At 47.3% G+C, this 18525-nt stretch carries 11 protein-coding genes; all 11 read left to right on the top strand.

Translation table 11 applies throughout. The features are described from left to right. The first annotated feature begins 243 nt into the window (after positions 1-243). The 11 genes from smc (at position 244) to KGF65_RS06545 (ending at position 18136) form a co-directional block, all read left to right on the top strand. Entirely contained in the window at positions 244-3801 is a 3558-nt protein-coding gene (gene smc, locus KGF65_RS06595; RefSeq protein ID WP_216748046.1) for a chromosome segregation protein SMC, read from the top strand. 21 nt (positions 3802-3822) lie between these two features. Beyond that, positions 3823-5406, top strand: coding sequence for a signal recognition particle-docking protein FtsY (ftsY, locus tag KGF65_RS06590; protein WP_213472390.1), 1584 nt, complete (start codon positions 3823-3825; stop codon positions 5404-5406). 165 nt (positions 5407-5571) lie between these two features. Next, entirely contained in the window at positions 5572-5919 is a 348-nt protein-coding gene (locus KGF65_RS06585) for a putative DNA-binding protein (protein ID WP_003638631.1), read from the top strand. Between the two features lie 22 nt (positions 5920-5941). Continuing rightward, positions 5942-7396 carry a signal recognition particle protein gene (ffh, locus tag KGF65_RS06580; protein WP_101873584.1) on the top strand — a complete coding sequence of 485 codons (1455 nt, stop codon included), beginning with the start codon at positions 5942-5944 and terminating at the stop codon, positions 7394-7396. A 96-nt stretch (positions 7397-7492) separates the two neighbouring features. Next, a complete protein-coding gene (gene rpsP, locus KGF65_RS06575) occupies positions 7493-7765 on the top strand; it encodes a 30S ribosomal protein S16 (RefSeq protein WP_003638633.1) in 273 nt (90 codons plus the stop codon). 17 nt (positions 7766-7782) lie between these two features. Then, entirely contained in the window at positions 7783-8040 is a 258-nt protein-coding gene (locus KGF65_RS06570; RefSeq protein WP_105923904.1) for a KH domain-containing protein, read from the top strand. A gap of 185 nt (positions 8041-8225) precedes the next feature. Beyond that, the gene (gene rimM / locus KGF65_RS06565) at positions 8226-8750 is read left to right on the top strand and encodes a ribosome maturation factor RimM (protein ID WP_088769602.1); all 525 of its coding nucleotides are present in this window, start codon (positions 8226-8228) and stop codon (positions 8748-8750) included. Further along, complete coding sequence (gene trmD / locus KGF65_RS06560) at positions 8750-9490, top strand: tRNA (guanosine(37)-N1)-methyltransferase TrmD (protein WP_088769601.1); 741 nt, start codon at positions 8750-8752, stop codon at positions 9488-9490. Before rimM ends, trmD begins: the two co-directional genes overlap by 1 nt. A gap of 147 nt (positions 9491-9637) precedes the next feature. After that, entirely contained in the window at positions 9638-9994 is a 357-nt protein-coding gene (gene rplS / locus KGF65_RS06555; RefSeq protein ID WP_003638637.1) for a 50S ribosomal protein L19, read from the top strand. A gap of 449 nt (positions 9995-10443) precedes the next feature. Further along, positions 10444-11763 carry an MFS transporter gene (locus tag KGF65_RS06550; protein ID WP_050338755.1) on the top strand — a complete coding sequence of 440 codons (1320 nt, stop codon included), beginning with the start codon at positions 10444-10446 and terminating at the stop codon, positions 11761-11763. A gap of 745 nt (positions 11764-12508) precedes the next feature. Next, entirely contained in the window at positions 12509-18136 is a 5628-nt protein-coding gene (locus KGF65_RS06545) for a KxYKxGKxW signal peptide domain-containing protein (RefSeq protein WP_216748044.1), read from the top strand. Positions 18137-18525 lie beyond the last annotated feature (389 nt).

Below are 18525 nucleotides of genomic sequence, written 5' to 3'. Positions count from 1 at the left end.
TTGGGTAGGCATTTAGTGGTCAAAAATTGCAGGTTGTCATCAGTTGAAGACGTACTGGTCCTAGTCTGCGTGTGACTCGCGATGCGATTATGACAGTGCGTGGGCGACTAACTAGCAACCGGTCAAGCAACCCGGAGCCGTCCGTTGCCTGCTCGTTTAAGGCAACGAATGTGTGCGGTGATCAGTGCCATTAAATAGTCAACCAACCCAAGACGACTAATAATTACAGGAAGTTTGTGTCGAATGCAACTTAAATCATTAGAAATCAGTGGATTCAAATCGTTCGCTGATAAAACCAAAATTGATTTTCAAGCCGGAATGACGGGAATTGTCGGCCCAAACGGTAGTGGTAAGAGTAACATTATTGAAGCTATTCGCTGGGTGCTTGGTGAGCAGGCGGTCAAAAGTCTGCGTGGCACCAAGATGACCGATGTGATTTTTGCCGGCTCGGCGAATCGCAAACCGTTAAATATGGCGAAAGTCACGATTACTTTTGATAATAGTGATCATTTTCTCCCCCTCGACTATGCTGAGGTCAGTATCACGCGGAAACTCTTCCGTAATGGGGATAGCGATTATTTAATTAATAATCAATCCTGTCGTTTAAAAGATATTACTAATTTGATGATTGATACTGGACTGGGCAAAGATTCATTTTCAGTGATTTCACAAGGCCGAGTCGAAGCCGTGTTTAATGCTAAACCAGAAGACCGCCGTAGCATTATTGAAGATGTCGCGGGGGTATTGAAATATAAAAAAGATAAGCTCACGACGGAAAATAAGCTAGCCGAAACGACTGATTATTTAGACCGCGTGAATGATATTATCGCTGAATTAAATCAGCAAAAAGGCCCGCTAGAAGAACAAGCCAGCTTGGCACGCGACTATCAGGATCAAAAGCAAAAATATGATTATCTAGACCGCTCACGGCTGGTCAAAAAGTTGACGATTGCTCGTGACCAGTTACAAGGCGTCAACGAAAAACTGACTAATGCGAAGGCACTGGTTGCCAAGTACCAGCGAGATGTGGATGCGGGTGCGACCAAATTGGCCGAGCTTAAAACGCAACAAACGGCTACCTTGAAGCATAAGGATGAGTTAGCCGCTCAGAATCTCGATTTGACCAAGACCATTGAGAATACACAGGGTCAGCAAGGAGTCGACGCAGAACGGCGGCAAAATCAACAATCTGAACAGGAACGTTTGAATGCGACGCTGACGACGACTGAGCGGCAGATTGCTGAACTGACCGAGCAACAAGGCCAGCTGCAGCAAACCTTGGCTGAGCAACAAAACCAAGTTAAAACCTTAAAGGCGACGGTTGCTGAGCTGACAACGGCCACTAGCGCTGCTGGACGCCAACAATTGGCGGATGAGCTGGAAAAGCTGCGTAATGCTTATATTGATGAAAAGCAGATCCAGGCCGAACTGAATAATGAAGCCAAAAACTTAACTAAGCAACATCAACAATCAGGAACGCAGAGTAGCGCATTAGCCGAACGATTGGCTCAAGCGCAAGCGAACTTGAAACGGGTCCAGACAACCGTCGACGTGCATAATCGCGACCAACGGGACTTAGAAAATCAAGTCAATCAGCAACAGTCGAAACTAACGGCCCAACAGGCGCAAGTTAAGCACAACGCTGAAGAAATCGATACTCAGCAACAACGCTGGTTGGATGCGGCAGGGATGATGCAACGTGAAAAGTCGCGGTTAGAAGCCCTGCAAGCCGTTCAGGAACGCTACACCAATTTTTATGCGGGTGTGCGGATGGTCTTACAACACCGGCAGCAATTCAGTGGGGTCGCCGGTGCGGTCTCAGAATTACTGACCGTGCCAGCGCAGTACACGAAAGCTGTCGAAGTGGCGTTAGGTGGCCAGTTGCAAAACGTGGTCTGTGACACGCAACAAACGGCTAAAGCGGTCGTTAATTTCTTAAAGCAAAATCATGCTGGTCGGGCGACGTTTCTGCCGATTGAACGAATCACGGCACGGCAATTGCCAGTTAATACGGAACACGAACTGTTACAACAGCCCGGTGTTTTAGGCGTTGCCAGCGAGATAGTCGATTGTGAACCGCGACTGATGGCAATCAAGCGCTATTTATTAGGCACAACTGCCATTGTGGATACGCTGGATCATGCCATGGCGATTTCACGAACACGCCGTTTCCGGTGCAAACTGGTCACGGTCGATGGTGAAACGATTGCGGCAAGTGGTGCGATTACTGGTGGGGCGACGCGTCACGACGATAACGGTCTGTTACAACAACAGCAATCTGCTGAAAAGATTGCAGCTAATGTTCAGCAAATGCAATCCGAACTCGTGACCTACGAACAAGGGTTGGCCGACTTAAAGAAAGCCAACCAGGATCTGACAGCTCAGGTTGAAACTTCACGTCAACAACTCAGCCAGCTTAAGGACCAACTCAGCCAAGTGCAGGCACAATTACAGGCTGCACAGAGCGAACAGACTCAGCTGAGTCGGCAAGTCAAGGCCTTGGCCTATGAACAGCAGCAAGCACAAGCCGATGACAGTTACGATGAGTTGGTAGCGCGCAATCAACAGGCCCAAGCGGAGAACGCCGCTAAGCTAGCGGATTATCAAGCTAAGATGGCGACCGTTCAGCAACAACAAACTGACTATGAAAGCTATCAACAGACTCAGGCAGCTAAACTGCAGGCGCAACGTGAAGCGCTGATTACGGCGCAAGAGCACGTCAAGCAGACACAGCAACAGTTAACGCAATGTCAAACTAATTTGGCTCAAGCACAACAGACTAAGCAGCAAACGGAACAAGACCTAGCTGCGATCCAAACGACCTTAGCCAGTCAGCAGATGTCCGTGGCTGAGCGTGATGCGGTCTTAAAGAAGGCTAAAGCGCAACAAACGGAGGTCCAAAAAGCACAAGCTACTTGTGAAAATCAATTAGCAACCCTCAATGACGATGTTGAAGCGTTGTCGACTAAGCAAGTGCGGCTGCAGCAATTAGCAGCCGCGGCGACGGATGACTATCGGCGTTTAGAACTTAGTCAGACGAAGCTGACCGGTGAAGTCGACCATGCGACGGCAGATTTAGCCGAGAAGTATCAACTGACAGTTGCAGCGGCTCAAGAAGACGTCAGTCCGTTCGAATTACCAGCCATTAGCGAGCAATTGAAACTACTCAAACGGGGGCTGGATGAAATTGGAACGGTCAACCTTGGTGCCATTGACGAGTTTGAGCGGGTCAAGGAACGCTTTGACTTCTTGAACAATCAAGCCAATGACTTGAAGGAAGCTAAGGAACATCTGCTGCAAACGATGACTGACTTGGATACGACGGTGGCGACTCGCTTCAAAACCGCTTTTGACCAAGTCGCCAGCGAATTCAGTACGATTTTTGAGCAAATGTTTGGCGGCGGGAAGGCTGAATTGATTTTAACGGATCCGGACCACTTATTGACCAGTGGGGTCGACATCATGGCCCAGCCACCTGGTAAAAAGTTCCAGCGACTGAGTCTGCTCTCTGGTGGTGAACGGGCATTGACGGCGATTACGTTACTGTTTGCCATTTTAGCAGTTCGGCCCGTGCCATTTAGTATTTTGGATGAAGCCGAAGCAGCGTTGGATGATGCCAATGTCGACCGTTTCAGCCAGTACTTGAATGATTTCCAAACGGGTACGCAATTCGTGATTATCACGCACCGTAAAGGGACGATGATGCACGCTGACGTGCTATATGGGGTCACGATGGAAGAATCTGGGGTCTCTAAAATGGTTTCGGTCTCATTATCAGACTTGAAAGATAATCAAAATTAAAATAAAAGGGAAGTGTTACAGATGGGATTATTTAGTCGGTTAAAAAAGGCGTTCAGCTTACCTGAATCCGATGACTCACAGGCCAATTCGACCGCTAGTGCCGCTTCTGCAACGGCGAGTCAAGCGTCGGCACCTACTTCTGCGGCTAGCGATACGACGTCCCAACAATCAACGACGGCGGTCGACGAGACGACTGCGTCTGAAAGTAGCGCCAATGCGAGTGCCGCTGACAGTGCTAGTGCTGAAAGCCAGCACTCGCCAGTCGATGTTAGTGAAGCAACAGTTGAGGTACAACCAGACGTCCAATCTCAAGTCAATGTTGAATCAACTGAGCAATCGACCGCTGACAGTGAAGTGACGGATGCGACTGTTTCAGCTGCGCCACTAACGGCCAGTGAGATGGTGGCCCAGTCTTTAGCGGCCTTACGTGAATCAGCCGCTCAAGCAGAAACGGCCAAAACCAGTGAAGCACCAGTTTCCAACGACACTTCGGTAGCCAGTCAGTCGGCACCAGTTGAGTCCGTGGCCTCTCAAGCAGCGACCCAATCGGAAGAGACCGTGACTGACCAGCAGTCTACGGTTGAAAACACACCAGCAGCTGAAAACAAAGATACGTCGGCAGAATCTGAAACGCCAGCGACGACAGAAGCTGAAGCCAACGACGAACCGACCGAAGCAGAACGGTATGACCGCGGCTTGAAGAAGTCACGGAAGACGTTCGGGGACCGCATCAATGCGTTTTTAGCAAACTTCCGGCACGTCGATGAAGCGTTCTTTGACGACTTGGAAGATACCTTGATCGAATCCGATGTAGGTTACGAAACGGCGATGCGTATCAGTGATGAACTACGCGATGAGGTCAAACTCAAGAATGCGAAGAGCAAGAAAGAAATTTCAAGCGTCATCGTTGAAAAGCTGGTTGATATGTACGGTGAAGCCGGTGAAGGCGAAGATAATTCGATTCACATGGCTGCCAGTGGCCCAACCGTGATTTTATTCGTTGGGGTCAACGGGGCCGGTAAGACGACCACCATCGGTAAAATGGCCAATATGTATAAGCAACAGGGCAAGAAAGTCTTGTTGGCGGCTTGCGATACCTTTAGAGCTGGGGCCATCCAGCAGTTACAAGTCTGGGGGCAACGCGATGGGGTTGACGTCGTCGCTAAGGCCGAGAAGAGTGATCCAGCCTCGGTCTGCTTCGATGCCGTCAAAAAGGCTAAGGCCGAAGATTACGACGTGCTATTCGTCGATACTGCCGGTCGGTTGCAAAACAAAGTCAACTTGATGAATGAGTTGGAAAAAATCAAACGAGTCATCACCCGTGAGATCCCGGACGCGCCCCATGAGGTGTTACTGGTCTTAGACGCAACCACCGGGCAAAATGCCCTCAATCAAGCCAAGTTGTTTAAACAATCTACGGATGTCAGCGGAATCGTCCTGACGAAACTCGATGGGACGGCTCGTGGTGGGATCGTGCTGGCAATTCGCAATGAGCTACATCTCGCTGTCAAGTACGTGGGATTAGGCGAAAAGGTCACTGATTTACGACCGTTTAATGCCAACGACTTTGTTTATGGCTTGTTCAAGGATATTATTACTGGCTAATCGCTGTTGAAGCGTATCTAGCTGACCATAAATGGTAATTGTTCCGGTCGGGAACGATTGCCATTTATTTTTAATTGAAATCGCGACTGATAGTTGACGAATGCCGATAAAATCGGTACTCTTATTTAGTGTGTAGTCTGTGATTATGAGCGTGAGGAGTCCCGCATGGAAATTGAAAAAAATTATCGAATCAATTCGTTATTTGAGTTCTACGAGCCCTTGTTAACGAACAAGCAAAAAGAATATATTCAACTGTACTACGCTGACGACTATTCCTTAGGCGAGATTGCAGCGGAATTCTCCGTTTCACGGCAGGCCGTGTATGACAATATCAAACGGACGGAAAAGATCTTAGAAGGTTACGAAGCTAAGCTGCACCTCTACAAGGACTTCGTGGAACGTAATCATGAAGTCGACGCGATCTCTGACTATATTAAGCAACATTATCATGGGGATACCCAGTTAATTAAGATGATTCAACAACTAGTCAACTTAGAAGCTGACTCAGAATAAAAATAAAGGTTAGGTGACACCAATGGCATTTGAAGGCCTAACGGAACGTTTACAAAAAGCAATGACCAATTTACGGCGCAAAGGGAAGATCTCGGAAAGCGATTTACGAGCCACGATGCGTGAAATTCGGTTAGCCTTACTGGAAGCCGACGTTAACTTTACGGTGGTTAAGGATTTTGTTAAAACGGTTCGCGAACGCGCGCTCGGCGCAAAGGTGCTGGAAGGGTTAAATCCAGCACAACAAATTGTGAAGATCGTTGATGAAGAATTAACGAAAACGATGGGTGAAAAAGCAGTTCCACTGAATAAATCACCTAAAATTCCAACCGTTATCATGATGGCTGGGCTTCAAGGGGCCGGGAAAACGACGACGGTCGGTAAATTAGCCCTGAAGTTGAAGAACGAACAAAACGCACGGCCGTTAATGATTGCGGCTGACGTTTACCGGCCCGCTGCGATTGAACAATTGCAACAGGTTGGTCAGCAGATCGATGTGCCAGTCTTCCAATTAGGAACCGATGTCGATCCCGTGGAAATCGTTCGTCAAGGGATGGCGCAAGCCCAAGAAAATCATAACGATTACGTCTTCATCGATACGGCTGGGCGGCTACAAATCGATGAACAGCTGATGAATGAATTGGCCAACATCAAAGATTTAGTTCATCCAGATGAAATTTTGTTAGTTATCGATGCGATGACTGGGCAAAACGCCGTTAATACTGCCGAAGGGTTTAACGATAAGCTCGACGTCACCGGGGTCGTTTTGACCAAGTTAGATGGTGACACCCGTGGTGGGGCGGCCTTATCAATTCGCGCCGTGACTGGTAAACCCATCAAGTTCGTTGGTCAAGGTGAAAAAATGACCGACTTGGACGTCTTCCACCCAGACCGGATGGCAGACCGAATCCTTGGTATGGGTGATATGCTGACGCTGATCGAAAAAGCGCAACAGCAATACGATGAAAAACAAGCCGAAGAAATGAACCTGAAGATTCAGGAGAATACCTTTGACTTCAACGATTTCATTGACCAATTGGACCAAGTCGACAAGATGGGGAACATGGAAGACATCATGAAGATGATTCCCGGCATGGCCAACAACCCGGCCATGAAGAACCTGAACATGGATCCCAAGGATATTGCGCATATTCGTGCGATCGTCTATTCAATGACCAAAGCTGAAAAGGCTGATCCAGACCTACTGAATCCGTCTCGTCGGCGGCGAATCGCGGCCGGTTCTGGACGTCCGATTCATGAAGTCAACCGGATGATCAAACAATTTAATCAGACCAAGAAAATGATGAATCAAATGTCCAAGGGGAACTTCTCCGGTATGGAAGGCCTCATGGGCGGCGCAAATGGCGGTGGCGGCATCGGTGGTAAGATGCAGCAAATGGCGATGAAGCGCATGGTTCGTCAGACGAAGAAGAAAAAACAAAAGCGTTTAGCCAAGGCCATGCGCCGTCGCAAACGCTAATCAGTAAGAATTTTTAGCCTGTCAAGAAAAAGTCCTTTACAAGCTATTGATTTACTGGTATATTATTACCTGTTAAAGAATTCGGGAGGTGTTTAAATGTCAGTCAAGATTCGTCTAAAGCGGATGGGTTCAAAGAAAAATCCATTTTACCGGATTGTTGTCGCAGATTCACGTTCACCACGTGATGGTCGTTTTATCGCCCAAGTCGGCACATACAACCCACTTACTGAACCAGCCCAAGTTAAGCTTGAAGAGGAAGATATCCTCGGTTGGTTGAACAATGGTGCCCAACCTTCAGATACGGTTAAGAATATCTTATCCAAGGCCGGTATCATGAAGAAGTACCACGAAGCTAAGTTCACTAAATAATAAAGCGGTAATAGATCATGGCAGATATTAAAGCTTTAATCATCACAGTTGTTACCCCGTTAGTTCAATACCCGGACGATATTCAAGTCGATTTCAAGGAAACCACACGGTACCTTGAATACAACTTGACGGTTAACACCGAAGATATTGGTCGGGTCATTGGCCGGCAGGGACGGGTTGCTTCCGCAATTCGGACGATTGTGTATAGTGTCCGAGTTTCAGGACCAAAACGTGTCCGGCTTACGATCGAAGACGGACAACAAAAAAACTCTTGAGCGAAGCAGTGATGTTTTGTTTAAGAGTTTTTTATTATCCTCGGAGCAATTGCCAAGCTAGTCCGAGACCGGGATAGTCTAAATAGGGTTTGTCGCCGGATGGTCAGAGTGGGTGCTTGATTGGCATCAGATGTGTTAGAATAATTTACTTAGTCATTGAGATGAAATGAGGAGGCAGGTAACGCATGGATTACTATCGTGTTGGAACCCTAGTTAATACCCACGGCATTCGTGGTGAAGTGAAGGTCGTCGTTGTGACTGATTTTCCTGAAGAACGATTTAAAGTCGGGCAACAACTGGTCCTGTTTAAGTCGCCAGATGCAACGGCTGGTGGAATTACCGTCACAGTCGCAAAAGCACGCGAACAAAAGGGCCTATATTTTCTGACTTTTGAGGGCTTGGACAATATTAATGATGTTGAAGGTTATAAGGGATGGACGATCAAAGTGCCCGCTGAAGCCTTGCATCAATTACCAGCTGGTGAGTATTACTATCATCAAATCGTCGGTTTAGACGTCGTGACGACTGATGACGAGCCACTGGGAACGATTAAGGAAATCTTGTCACCAGGCGCCAACGATGTCTGGGTCGTTAAACGAGCACACGGACAAGCGGATGTGTTGTTGCCAAAAATTCCGCAGGTCATCAAAAAGGTTGATTTGGATGCCGGGGTCGTGACGGTTGAATTAATGGAAGGGCTGATTGATTAATGCAAATCGATATTTTAAGCCTGTTTCCAGAGATGTTTGCTGGGCCGCTGCACGAATCGATGATTGGCAACGCCATCGAAAAGCAGGTCATTAACGTGGATGTGACGAATTTCCGTGATTTTACGACCGATAAACATAACCATGTCGATGACTATCCATACGGCGGTGGTGCTGGCATGTTGCTACAGCCACAACCGATTTTTGATGCATTGGCGAGTGTTCAGGAGAAGCATCCGCAACCTGGACGCGTGATTTTGCTTGATCCAGCTGGGGTTCAGTTCAACCAACACGTCGCTGAAGACTTCGCTAAGGAAGAACACCTGACCTTCATCTGTGGCCATTATGAAGGCTATGATGAACGGATTCGGTCGTTAGTGACGGATGAAGTCTCATTAGGCGATTATGTGCTAACTGGTGGCGAACTTGGTGCGATGGTGATGATTGACGCCACTGTTCGCTTGTTGCCCGGTGTGTTGGGGAATGAGGACTCCGCACCAGGGGATTCGTTCTCGAGTGGCTTGTTGGAATATCCCCAATACACACGCCCAGCTGATTTCCGGGGTATGAAAGTCCCTGACATCTTACTGAGTGGGGATCACGGTAAAATCGATGACTGGCGCTTAGAACAGGCGCTTAAACGCACCTATGAACGGCGGCCCGATATGTTAGCGGGTTTGTCGTTGTCTGGCAAGGCGCGGCAGATGCTAGCTGAAATCAAAGCGGACGCGGAACAAGCATAGCGTGTGCACACCAGTTCGATGAAAAAGTTAAGAAAAACTTGCACGTCCGGTCGCGGATGTGGTATTCTATCTATTGGCTATTGTGCCCATTAACGATGTTCCGCTGACCAGGTTGTCACGAATGTCGGCGAAAGGAAGAAATACATTATGCGTCAAAATCAATTAATCGAAAAGATCACCAGCGAACAACTTCGTACGGATATCCCTGATTTCCGTGCCGGTGATACAGTTCGTGTTCATGCACGAGTTGTCGAAGGTACTCGCGAACGGATCCAATTATTCGAAGGTGTTGTTATCAAGCGCCATGGTTCCGGTATCAGCGAAACCTATACTGTTCGTAAGATCAGTAACGGTGTTGGTGTGGAACGGACATTCCCATTACACACACCACGGGTTGCCGCAATTGATGTCGTTCGTCAAGGTCGCGTACGTCGTGCCAAGTTATACTACTTGCGTAACTTACATGGTAAGGCTGCTCGTATCCCAGAACGTCGTCGTGGCTAAATCACAACGTCAACAATCATTGGTTGCAGCTTAGGCTGGGCTAATGGTGAGGACAGGTCATCACATTTTTGTGGTGGCCTGTTTTTTTACACTTTTTTTGTGGGATGCGATGACGCGTTTTGTTTGCCATTGGTGTTAAGTTTGTCGCTTTTGTACGTAAGACTAGGGCGTTAAAATAAAGTTTCATGGAAAGCTCGCTAACCTAATGCGTCTCACGCCAAAACGTTTCTTGGCCGTTAATCTTGAAAAGGCCAAAAACAGATTGCTGGTTAATATTGTAGCGGGCAGCCACTTAAATTAGCAGCCTCGTAAAGGACGCACTTTTTGGTTAGTTGCTACTTTTTGGAAACTATCGAACAAAAAAGTGCCCACTTCTATTTTCAAAATATCCAAGTTATGATGAATTTGCAAAGAAAAATTTGCATTGAATAATTTGGAGGCAGTCGATTATGAATCATAAAAGATGGCGAGTCGTACCAGCAATCATTGCGACAGCGATTATGAGCTTTGCAGGAGTCTTGATTGAAACATCCATGAATGTTACTTTTCCAACTCTAATGGCTGAGTTCAACACCACTAGTGCAACAATTCAATGGGTAACGACTAGCTACTTGTTAGCACTAGCAATCGTTATTCCACTTTCAACTTTTTTAGTTCGTAATTTTTCAATTAAAACACTATTTATCACTGCCAATTTATTATTTGCTTTAGGCGTACTCCTGGATTTTCTTTCTCCAAGTTTATTAGTTCTTGTGCTTGGAAGGATCATTCAAGGAGTCGGAACGGGGATAGCTCTGCCACTAATGTTTGATATCATTTTGAATTACGCACCAAAAAGTAAACGGGGCTTAATGATGGGGATTGCAACGATGACCACTTCTTTAGCGCCCGCAATTGGTCCAACATATGGTGGCTTGATGCTTTCGTTATTTGACTGGCGTCGTATTTTTTTATTTTTGCTTCCATTTTTAGTCCTATCTCTATTTTTAGGTGTGGATGGCATCGGATATGAAAGTCATAAGAGAGGGGAACCATTTAACTTTATTAGTTTTCTCTGCTTGGCAATTGGCCTATCTACATTATTGCTAGCTATAGAAAACTTATCTTGGTTTTTGGGCCTCATCAGCTTGATCAGTTTTGGATTTTTTTATCGTTTCAACAGAAACAAACCAATTCTCAATTTGACTATTTTTAAAAACAGTCAATTTGTTACTGGACTATTTGGTGTGTTAGCGATTCAAGCGACCGTTCTGGGCTTATCTTTTATCCTGCCGAATTATTTACAACTCAGATTACATGTTTCTGCCGCACTATCAGGCCTTTTTATGTTTCCCGGTGCAATTCTGGTTGCAGTTTTGGCCCCTTTGTCCGGCATTATCATGGATCGATTTGGCCCTTATCGCCCAATCGTTTTAGGGCTAATGCTAATGTTTATTGGGATGCTTTTGACAACTGTTTATTTTTCTCGGGCCAGTTTTATGGCGCTATTAATGTTTGATGTTGTATTGATGATGGGTGTTGGTTTTGCGGCGAGCAATCTGATGGCAGTGGCTTTATCGCAACTAACAAAATCTGAACAAACAGATGGAAATGGTATTTTGAATACGCTCCAGCAGTTTGTTGGTGCGATGAGTACAACCATCGTAGCCAGTTTATTTAGTACATTTCAAGGAACAACAGGAGGTAATCTAGGTGTTTTGTTATTGTTAATTGTTCTGACAGTGGCTTCAGTCTTATTCATGTTTAAAGGTAGACAGATGCGTATTTAATGTTCATGTGGGATTGTCATGTCCGGCCGTACTCAAGCTATACTTTATACTGACTGCCATGTCAGCGAAGTACCTGTGATCCGGCTTGCAGATAAAGATTCCAACAGAAACGAGATGCTATCAGCAAGCCGTAATTTAAGGCAAAAGCCATAATTTTTGGATTGGACTGCTGCGAGACTGGTCCGCTTACTCGGCCAGCCTCAGACACTTCTGTTCTTATGGAAAGGACGCCAATAGTTGGTTGTGCCTCATATCTAAAATCGATCAGCACTTTTTTGTGGTGATCGATTTTTCGTCCCGATTTTTAGGATCCAACTAGCGAGAAGTCGTCATCTTCTGTGGCCGTACAAATTGTGATAATCGACGAATTGATCCCAGAATACAAGAAGTGATTGGTGCGGTTCAAACCGAAAAATAACTGTTTATCTGGTAACTATCTTGATTAAATGAATGAACGAAGCATCCGAAGAATGAGGCTCGACCTGAGTTTGGCAGATAAACTAACAGCGTTATAACGTTAATCGATACCATTGGTCAACAATATTGCCACATAAGTTAATATTCACCCTTGTTATTTCCACCTGTTTGAACATATACTAATGATTGAAGGGGTCAATTGAGTAGCTATTTTATAATTAAAACTGGGGATTAAATCACATCAAAACGTTCGCGATCAGTGCGAATATCGATTGATTAATTTAGCTCACTTATTATCCTCATATGTTCGAACTTTGGAGGCCGTATCATGAAAAATCGATTCAATCAAATGGGTTTAACAAGTAAGACGCATTTTAAACTTTACAAGTCTGGCCGGCGTTGGGTAACTGCCGGCATCACGGTGTTTTCAGTTGGACTTGGTTTAACGTTTAGTCAGGTGGAACAAGTCAAAGCGGCAACTAGTACGGCTGCGGATGACGCCGAAAGTAGTAGCAATGTCAGTGCGAGTGCGACCACGGTCAAGAGCCAGACCGTGGTTTTAAAGTCAGGGGCTTCGTCGACGACTGAGAAAGCGGATACTGCTGCCACGGCAAGCACTGCGGCGGAGACAACGTCGACGGCAAAGTCTGATGAAGCGACTAAAACTGATTCAGGGAGCACCGGGACTAAGACAGATGCCACCACTAATTCGTCGCGGACTGCGACTAAAACCGGGGATGAAATGGCGACAACTGCAACGGATGAGACTAGTACGGTAAATGCGTCCAGCGATAATACTAAAGCGGATACAACTACAACGGTTTCAAGTGACACGGCCGCTTCCCAATCTGAAACAAGTGACACGCAATCAACGGTGGCTTCAAAATCTGATTCAGCCAGTGTTGCGACCACTAATCAGGCTACTACGGCTAAATCAACGGGGACTAGTGTGCTTTCGGATGCGACAACTAAGCCAACCGTTCAAAGCGCTAATGACGATTTAAACCAGACCAATCAAGGAAGCCTCTCGACAGATAATTCCACGACCGACGCGACAACGGCTAATTCAAAAGACAGCGGTTCTAGTGCAACAACAAGTGATACTGTTTCGGAAGCTGATGTTGCAGTCAATGCCTCAGTTGATTCTAGCACGACGCCAATGACGCGTTTGCGGACGAATGCAACAATGGCCGCGCTAAGTTTAACGCCGACAACCACCAGCACATCACTGACGACTAAATCAGCCATTCAGGCTGTATCGGCGGTAGCCAGCGCGGATGAAACCCAGGCGACGGTCTCACTAGCGACCAAGGGCACTGTCACGATGACCTATCATGTGAATAACGCGGCCCTGAATTATTTGGGTGATCATATTAGTGGACCAGAAGCTAGCCCGGATAATGATATCGCTTACAATATTCAAGATGCAGCTGGTAATTACTTAACGGATACGAACGGTCAAAAAGTCAATCTATTATATTTATTATTTATGGATGTAGGCAATGTTAAAGATTATTTTGATATTGCTTATAAAGATGTCAACGGCCAGGTCACGAATTATAATGGCGATACCGATTTGGCAGAGCTTGATCAAGTCGGAACTTATGCCTTTACATTGAGTGCTGCTGGAAAATCAGCGATGGCTGACATTATTCAGGAATATGCGACTTACTATGACCTTGCGGACGATGTCAACTTAGATGACTATGTGCCAACATTTTCAGCGGATGCTTCAGCCTATACCTTTACCGTCAAAATTTCGCCAGCAACCATTACAAACGAAGGTGTTGGAAATATTTTGTTGATGGCGGCAACTTCTCAGGAATATTCTGGTTCACTGACAATGTTGCCACAAGTTACGGTCAGGGATGGCTCGAGTAAAATAATTCTTCAAATCAAGAACGGCGTCATTACCGCCGCAAGTGATGATATCGCTGGCCAGGCCAATCAAACCATTCTGACTGCAGCAGATTTCACGGACACTTACCAAGGTGCTGAACCAAATCTAACGGGTGCCGATGTTGGATCGTACACGATGACCTTGAACGCGGCCGGGCAGGCGGCCATTCAAGCGGCACTAGGGTCCAATTACGTTCTCGACGCATCGTCAGTGTTCACCAAAACCAGTAATAAAGTGGCGGCTGCACCACTGCAACTAACGGCAGCCGATGACACCGTGACATACGATGGTAAGGCCCACGGGACCGGCGTCAGTGTCACTAGTGGAACGGCGTATGATCAATTTGATTTTACAACGCCAACTGAAATCAATGCCGGCTCTTACACCATGACGGCGGGATTGGCTGATGCCGACCAAGCGGCACTTTTAGCCAAAAATTATACCGTTACCAAGATTGATGGCACACTCGTGATTAAGCCGGCAGCCCTAACTGTAACCGTGAACAATGCGAGTGTTGATTACGATGGGCAGGCGCATGGGACGACGGCGAGTGTCACCAGCGGGACCAATTATGATGCGTTGACCTTTACCGCCGTTACCGCAGATGGCAGTGGGACTGCAACTGAAACCAGTGCGGGGGCGTATGCCATGACCGGTACCACTGCCGATGCAACACAAAATTATCAAATCACGTATGTGAATGGCACGTTGACGATCAATACCGTTAAGGCCACGATTACCATTCCGAGTCAGGTTTATTGGGTTGATGGCACGACTAAAAATTTGACGGCGACCGTTTCTGGGACCGTTAATGGCGAGTCACTGAGCTATCGTCTGACTGACGGGATGAGTTCGGTGGGTACCAAAACCATTACCGCGACTGTCGATCAGACCAGTGCGGTCAATCAAAACTATCAAATTGGTGTGACGCCCGGTACTTTAGCGCTTGGTGATGTGGACGTCGTCTATCGTTACGAGTACATCGATGCTGATGGACAGACGCATGTCGTGGCAACGGACACGGGTCGTGCGACCCACGGGACGGATGTGACTGCTGCCGATTATTTGAATTACACGACTGTTGGACAGCCTAAAACTGGCTACACCTTAAAATCCGATAATACAGGCATCGCTGCGAATGGGACGTTAAGCGATGAGGGCGGCACCGTGGTCTACGTTTATTTAGCGAATACAGAAAAGGCCACCGTGACGTATGTCGATGGGACGACGGGGGCCACACTAACGGCTGCTCCCTTGGAAGGTGCTTACGGCACGACTTCTGACTATCGAACAGCTGACACGATTGCGAACTATGAGAATAATGGCTATGAGTTGGTTAGTGATAACTATCCGAACAACGGTGTGTCCTTCGATGAGGATGGAACTGTCAAAAGCTTTCAAGTCACCTTGGTTCATAAGTTTGTTACGGTGACGCCGGATGACCCTGGATATCCTGGGGAACCAATTGAACCTGATAATCCGAATGGGCCAAAATATCCAGTCGGGACAGCGACCGATGATCTGACTGAAGCTGTCCGCCAAACGATTGAATATCGCTACCAAAATGGCAGTCAGGCTGTGGCTGATAATGTGCAAACACTGACGTTTAGCCGCACCGCCACAGTTGATGAAGTCAATCAAGCGGTAGTTTATACGGATTGGTTAACCAGTGGCGCAATCACTGGTGCTTATCAAACGGTCGTTTCGCCAGTGATTACGGGGTATACTGCCGATAAGCTCAGTGTTGCCGGTCAAGATTCAGTAACAGGAGCTAGCGATAACACAACGATTGTGGTGACATACCAGCTTAATCAGGAAACGGCGACCGTGACATATGTCGATGGGACCACTGGAGAGACCTTGGAACCAAAAACTTTGACTGGGGATTATCAGACCTTATCTGATTACCAGACCGCTGACACCATTGCCAAATACCTTGATATGGGCTATCAATTAGCTAGTGATAATTTTCCAACCTCTGGCCAAATATTTGATGAGGATGGCGTTGTTCAAACTTATACGGTCACTTTGACGCACAAGTTGGTTACCGTGACGCCGGACGATCCTGGATACCCAGGTGAACCGATCGATCCTGATAATCCAAATGGTCCGACTTATCCAGTAGGGACAACGACTGCTGACTTGACTAAATCGATTCGCCAGACGATCAATTATCGCTATCAGAACGGCAGTCAGGCTGCGGCCGATAATGTACAAACGGTGACGTTTAAGCGAAGTGGGACGGTCGATGAAGTCGCTAATACGGTCGTTTATACGGACTGGAATACTGGCAATGCGAGGGCCGGGACTTATACAGCCGTGACGTCACCAATAATGACGGGTTATACGGCCGATAAGTTAAGTGTGGCCGGTAACGATGGCGTCGCCAACACTGACCTGAATACGCAGATCACGGTGACGTATACGGCCAATCAAGAACAAGCAACCGTGACCTATATTGATGTAATGACCGGAAAAACGTTATCGATTGAGTCCTTAACTGGTGGTTATCAAACGATATCTGACTACAGCACTGCCGCAATAATCGCCAAATACGGCAAAGCGGGTTATGCTTTAGTAACGGATGGCTATCCAGTATCCGGAAACATTTTTGCAAACGACGGGAAGCCTCAAACTTACACGGTCACCCTGACGCACAAGTTGGTTACCGTGACGCCGGATGATCCTGGAACCCCAGGTGAACCGATTGATCCTGATAATCCAGCTGGGCCGACCTATCCGAGAGGCACGGCTGTACAAGATTTGACCAAATCTGTCAGCCAAACCATCCACTATCAGTTTAGTGATGGCCGTTCTGCTGGCGCTGATCAGGTCCAAACGCTGATTTTTGAACGGAAGGCGACGATTGATGAAGTTGATGGCACCCTTGTTTACACCACTTGGCTGAATGGTACGACAGCTACTGGCCGTTATACGCCGGTAGCAACGCCGCAAATAACGGGCTATACCGCTGATCAACAGCGTGTGGCGGGCAATGAGGCAGTCACGTCTGCTGACCAGAATACTGATGTCGTCGTCACGTATACGCTGAATACGGAACAAGCGGTAATTACGTACGTGGATGCCACGACTGGTAAAACCTTAGCAACGGAGACCTTAACCGGTGACTATCAAACCGCATCCGCTTATCGAACCGCTGCGACGATTGCCAGCTACGTGAGCCGGGGCTATGAATTAACGAGTGACGACTTTCCAACTTCCGGATTGATTTTTAATCATGACGGGGTCGCGACGCACTATCTCGTTCGTTTAGCACACGGGACGGATGCGACAACGACTACTAAGACGATTACGCAAACGGTGCGTTATCAAGATGGTGCCGGCAAACAACTACATGCCGATACGGTCAGGACGCTGACGTTTAGCCGTGCTGATGTGGTCGACAAAGTAACTGGTGACGTGACGGCGGGGGCCTGGTCATCAAATGACGCTGGCAGCACGTTTGCTAGCGTGCCCGCGTTAAGTATTACTGGCTATCGAGCCACGGTGGCCGGAATTACAGCAGTTACGGTGACCCCAACAAGTGGTGACGATGTCCAAACGATTCGTTACGTGGCGGATGAACCCAACCCTGGTGAGACGCCTAAAACGCCTAATAAGACTGTTACGGTGACGACGCCGGATAAAATCACACCGGCGAAGAAAACGCCGCAGACGGGTACACAGCAGAAGGTCAATCAAACGGCTCAAACTAAGCGAGCAACTAGTGCGACCAAGCAATCTGACCGAGTTAATCAGTCAGTTCAAGCTAAACACCAGGTCGTTACGCTGCAGACGAAGCAATCAACGCGCGTGCGTCATACGGCTGAAACCAAGCGTCCAGCTGCAGTGGCCAAATCCGTACAGTCGACGACGTCAATCAAGTCATCGACAACGCAAGCGCCAGTTCGGCAGCAAGCTCAAACTCACAAGCAAGCGACTTTACCGCAGACTGGTGATGACCGGCAAGCTAGTGTGGCGGCCGAGATTCTGGGCTTGACGGCCGCTACTTTGTTGGTCGGGTTAGGGGCGTTACTCAAGAAGCGACGCAACTAGTTGAGTTGGTGTGACTTGAGCAACGCGCCTTGTTGAGACTTGGAAAAGTGAGCCGCTGCCTTCGTTTGAAAAAGATGTCGGATGGTCGACAGGGCATGAACTGTAACGTGTTGGTGTCAGCCTCGATTTTCAGCGACCGGTAAAACAGCTGAATGGCACTGCAGTTGTCAGGTCAGGCTGTAGTTAAATCAATATGAATAGGGTGGTAAACCACAATTTGGTTTGTCGCCCTATTTTTTGCTGCCTTATCGTTTTTTGTGGGAAGAGAATAGCTCGAGTGGGGGAATTCCCGCCGATATTTAGCGTGTTTTGCGCATTCGTCGTGGAAAACGTTAATACATCCAAAACAGGGCGTTGCGAAAAAACACCGAGGACACTGTCACCCAAAG

The organism is Lactiplantibacillus sp. 30.2.29 (assembly GCF_018991255.1).
Classification (GTDB): Bacteria; Bacillota; Bacilli; order Lactobacillales; family Lactobacillaceae; genus Lactiplantibacillus; species Lactiplantibacillus pentosus.
The sequence above is the reverse complement of the archived record's forward strand: the minus strand, read 5'-3'. Positions and strand labels throughout refer to the sequence as shown.

Coding starts and splice junctions, on each gene's coding strand:
- rplS (WP_003638637.1), top strand. CDS start 9,638: ATGCGTCAAAATCAATTAATCGAAAAGATCACCAGCGAACAACTTCGT.
- smc (WP_216748046.1), top strand. CDS start 244: ATGCAACTTAAATCATTAGAAATCAGTGGATTCAAATCGTTCGCTGAT.
- rpsP (WP_003638633.1), top strand. CDS start 7,493: ATGTCAGTCAAGATTCGTCTAAAGCGGATGGGTTCAAAGAAAAATCCA.
- KGF65_RS06570 (WP_105923904.1), top strand. CDS start 7,783: ATGGCAGATATTAAAGCTTTAATCATCACAGTTGTTACCCCGTTAGTT.
- KGF65_RS06585 (WP_003638631.1), top strand. CDS start 5,572: ATGGAAATTGAAAAAAATTATCGAATCAATTCGTTATTTGAGTTCTAC.
- ffh (WP_101873584.1), top strand. CDS start 5,942: ATGGCATTTGAAGGCCTAACGGAACGTTTACAAAAAGCAATGACCAAT.
- KGF65_RS06545 (WP_216748044.1), top strand. CDS start 12,509: ATGAAAAATCGATTCAATCAAATGGGTTTAACAAGTAAGACGCATTTT.
- rimM (WP_088769602.1), top strand. CDS start 8,226: ATGGATTACTATCGTGTTGGAACCCTAGTTAATACCCACGGCATTCGT.
- ftsY (WP_213472390.1), top strand. CDS start 3,823: ATGGGATTATTTAGTCGGTTAAAAAAGGCGTTCAGCTTACCTGAATCC.
- trmD (WP_088769601.1), top strand. CDS start 8,750: ATGCAAATCGATATTTTAAGCCTGTTTCCAGAGATGTTTGCTGGGCCG.
- KGF65_RS06550 (WP_050338755.1), top strand. CDS start 10,444: ATGAATCATAAAAGATGGCGAGTCGTACCAGCAATCATTGCGACAGCG.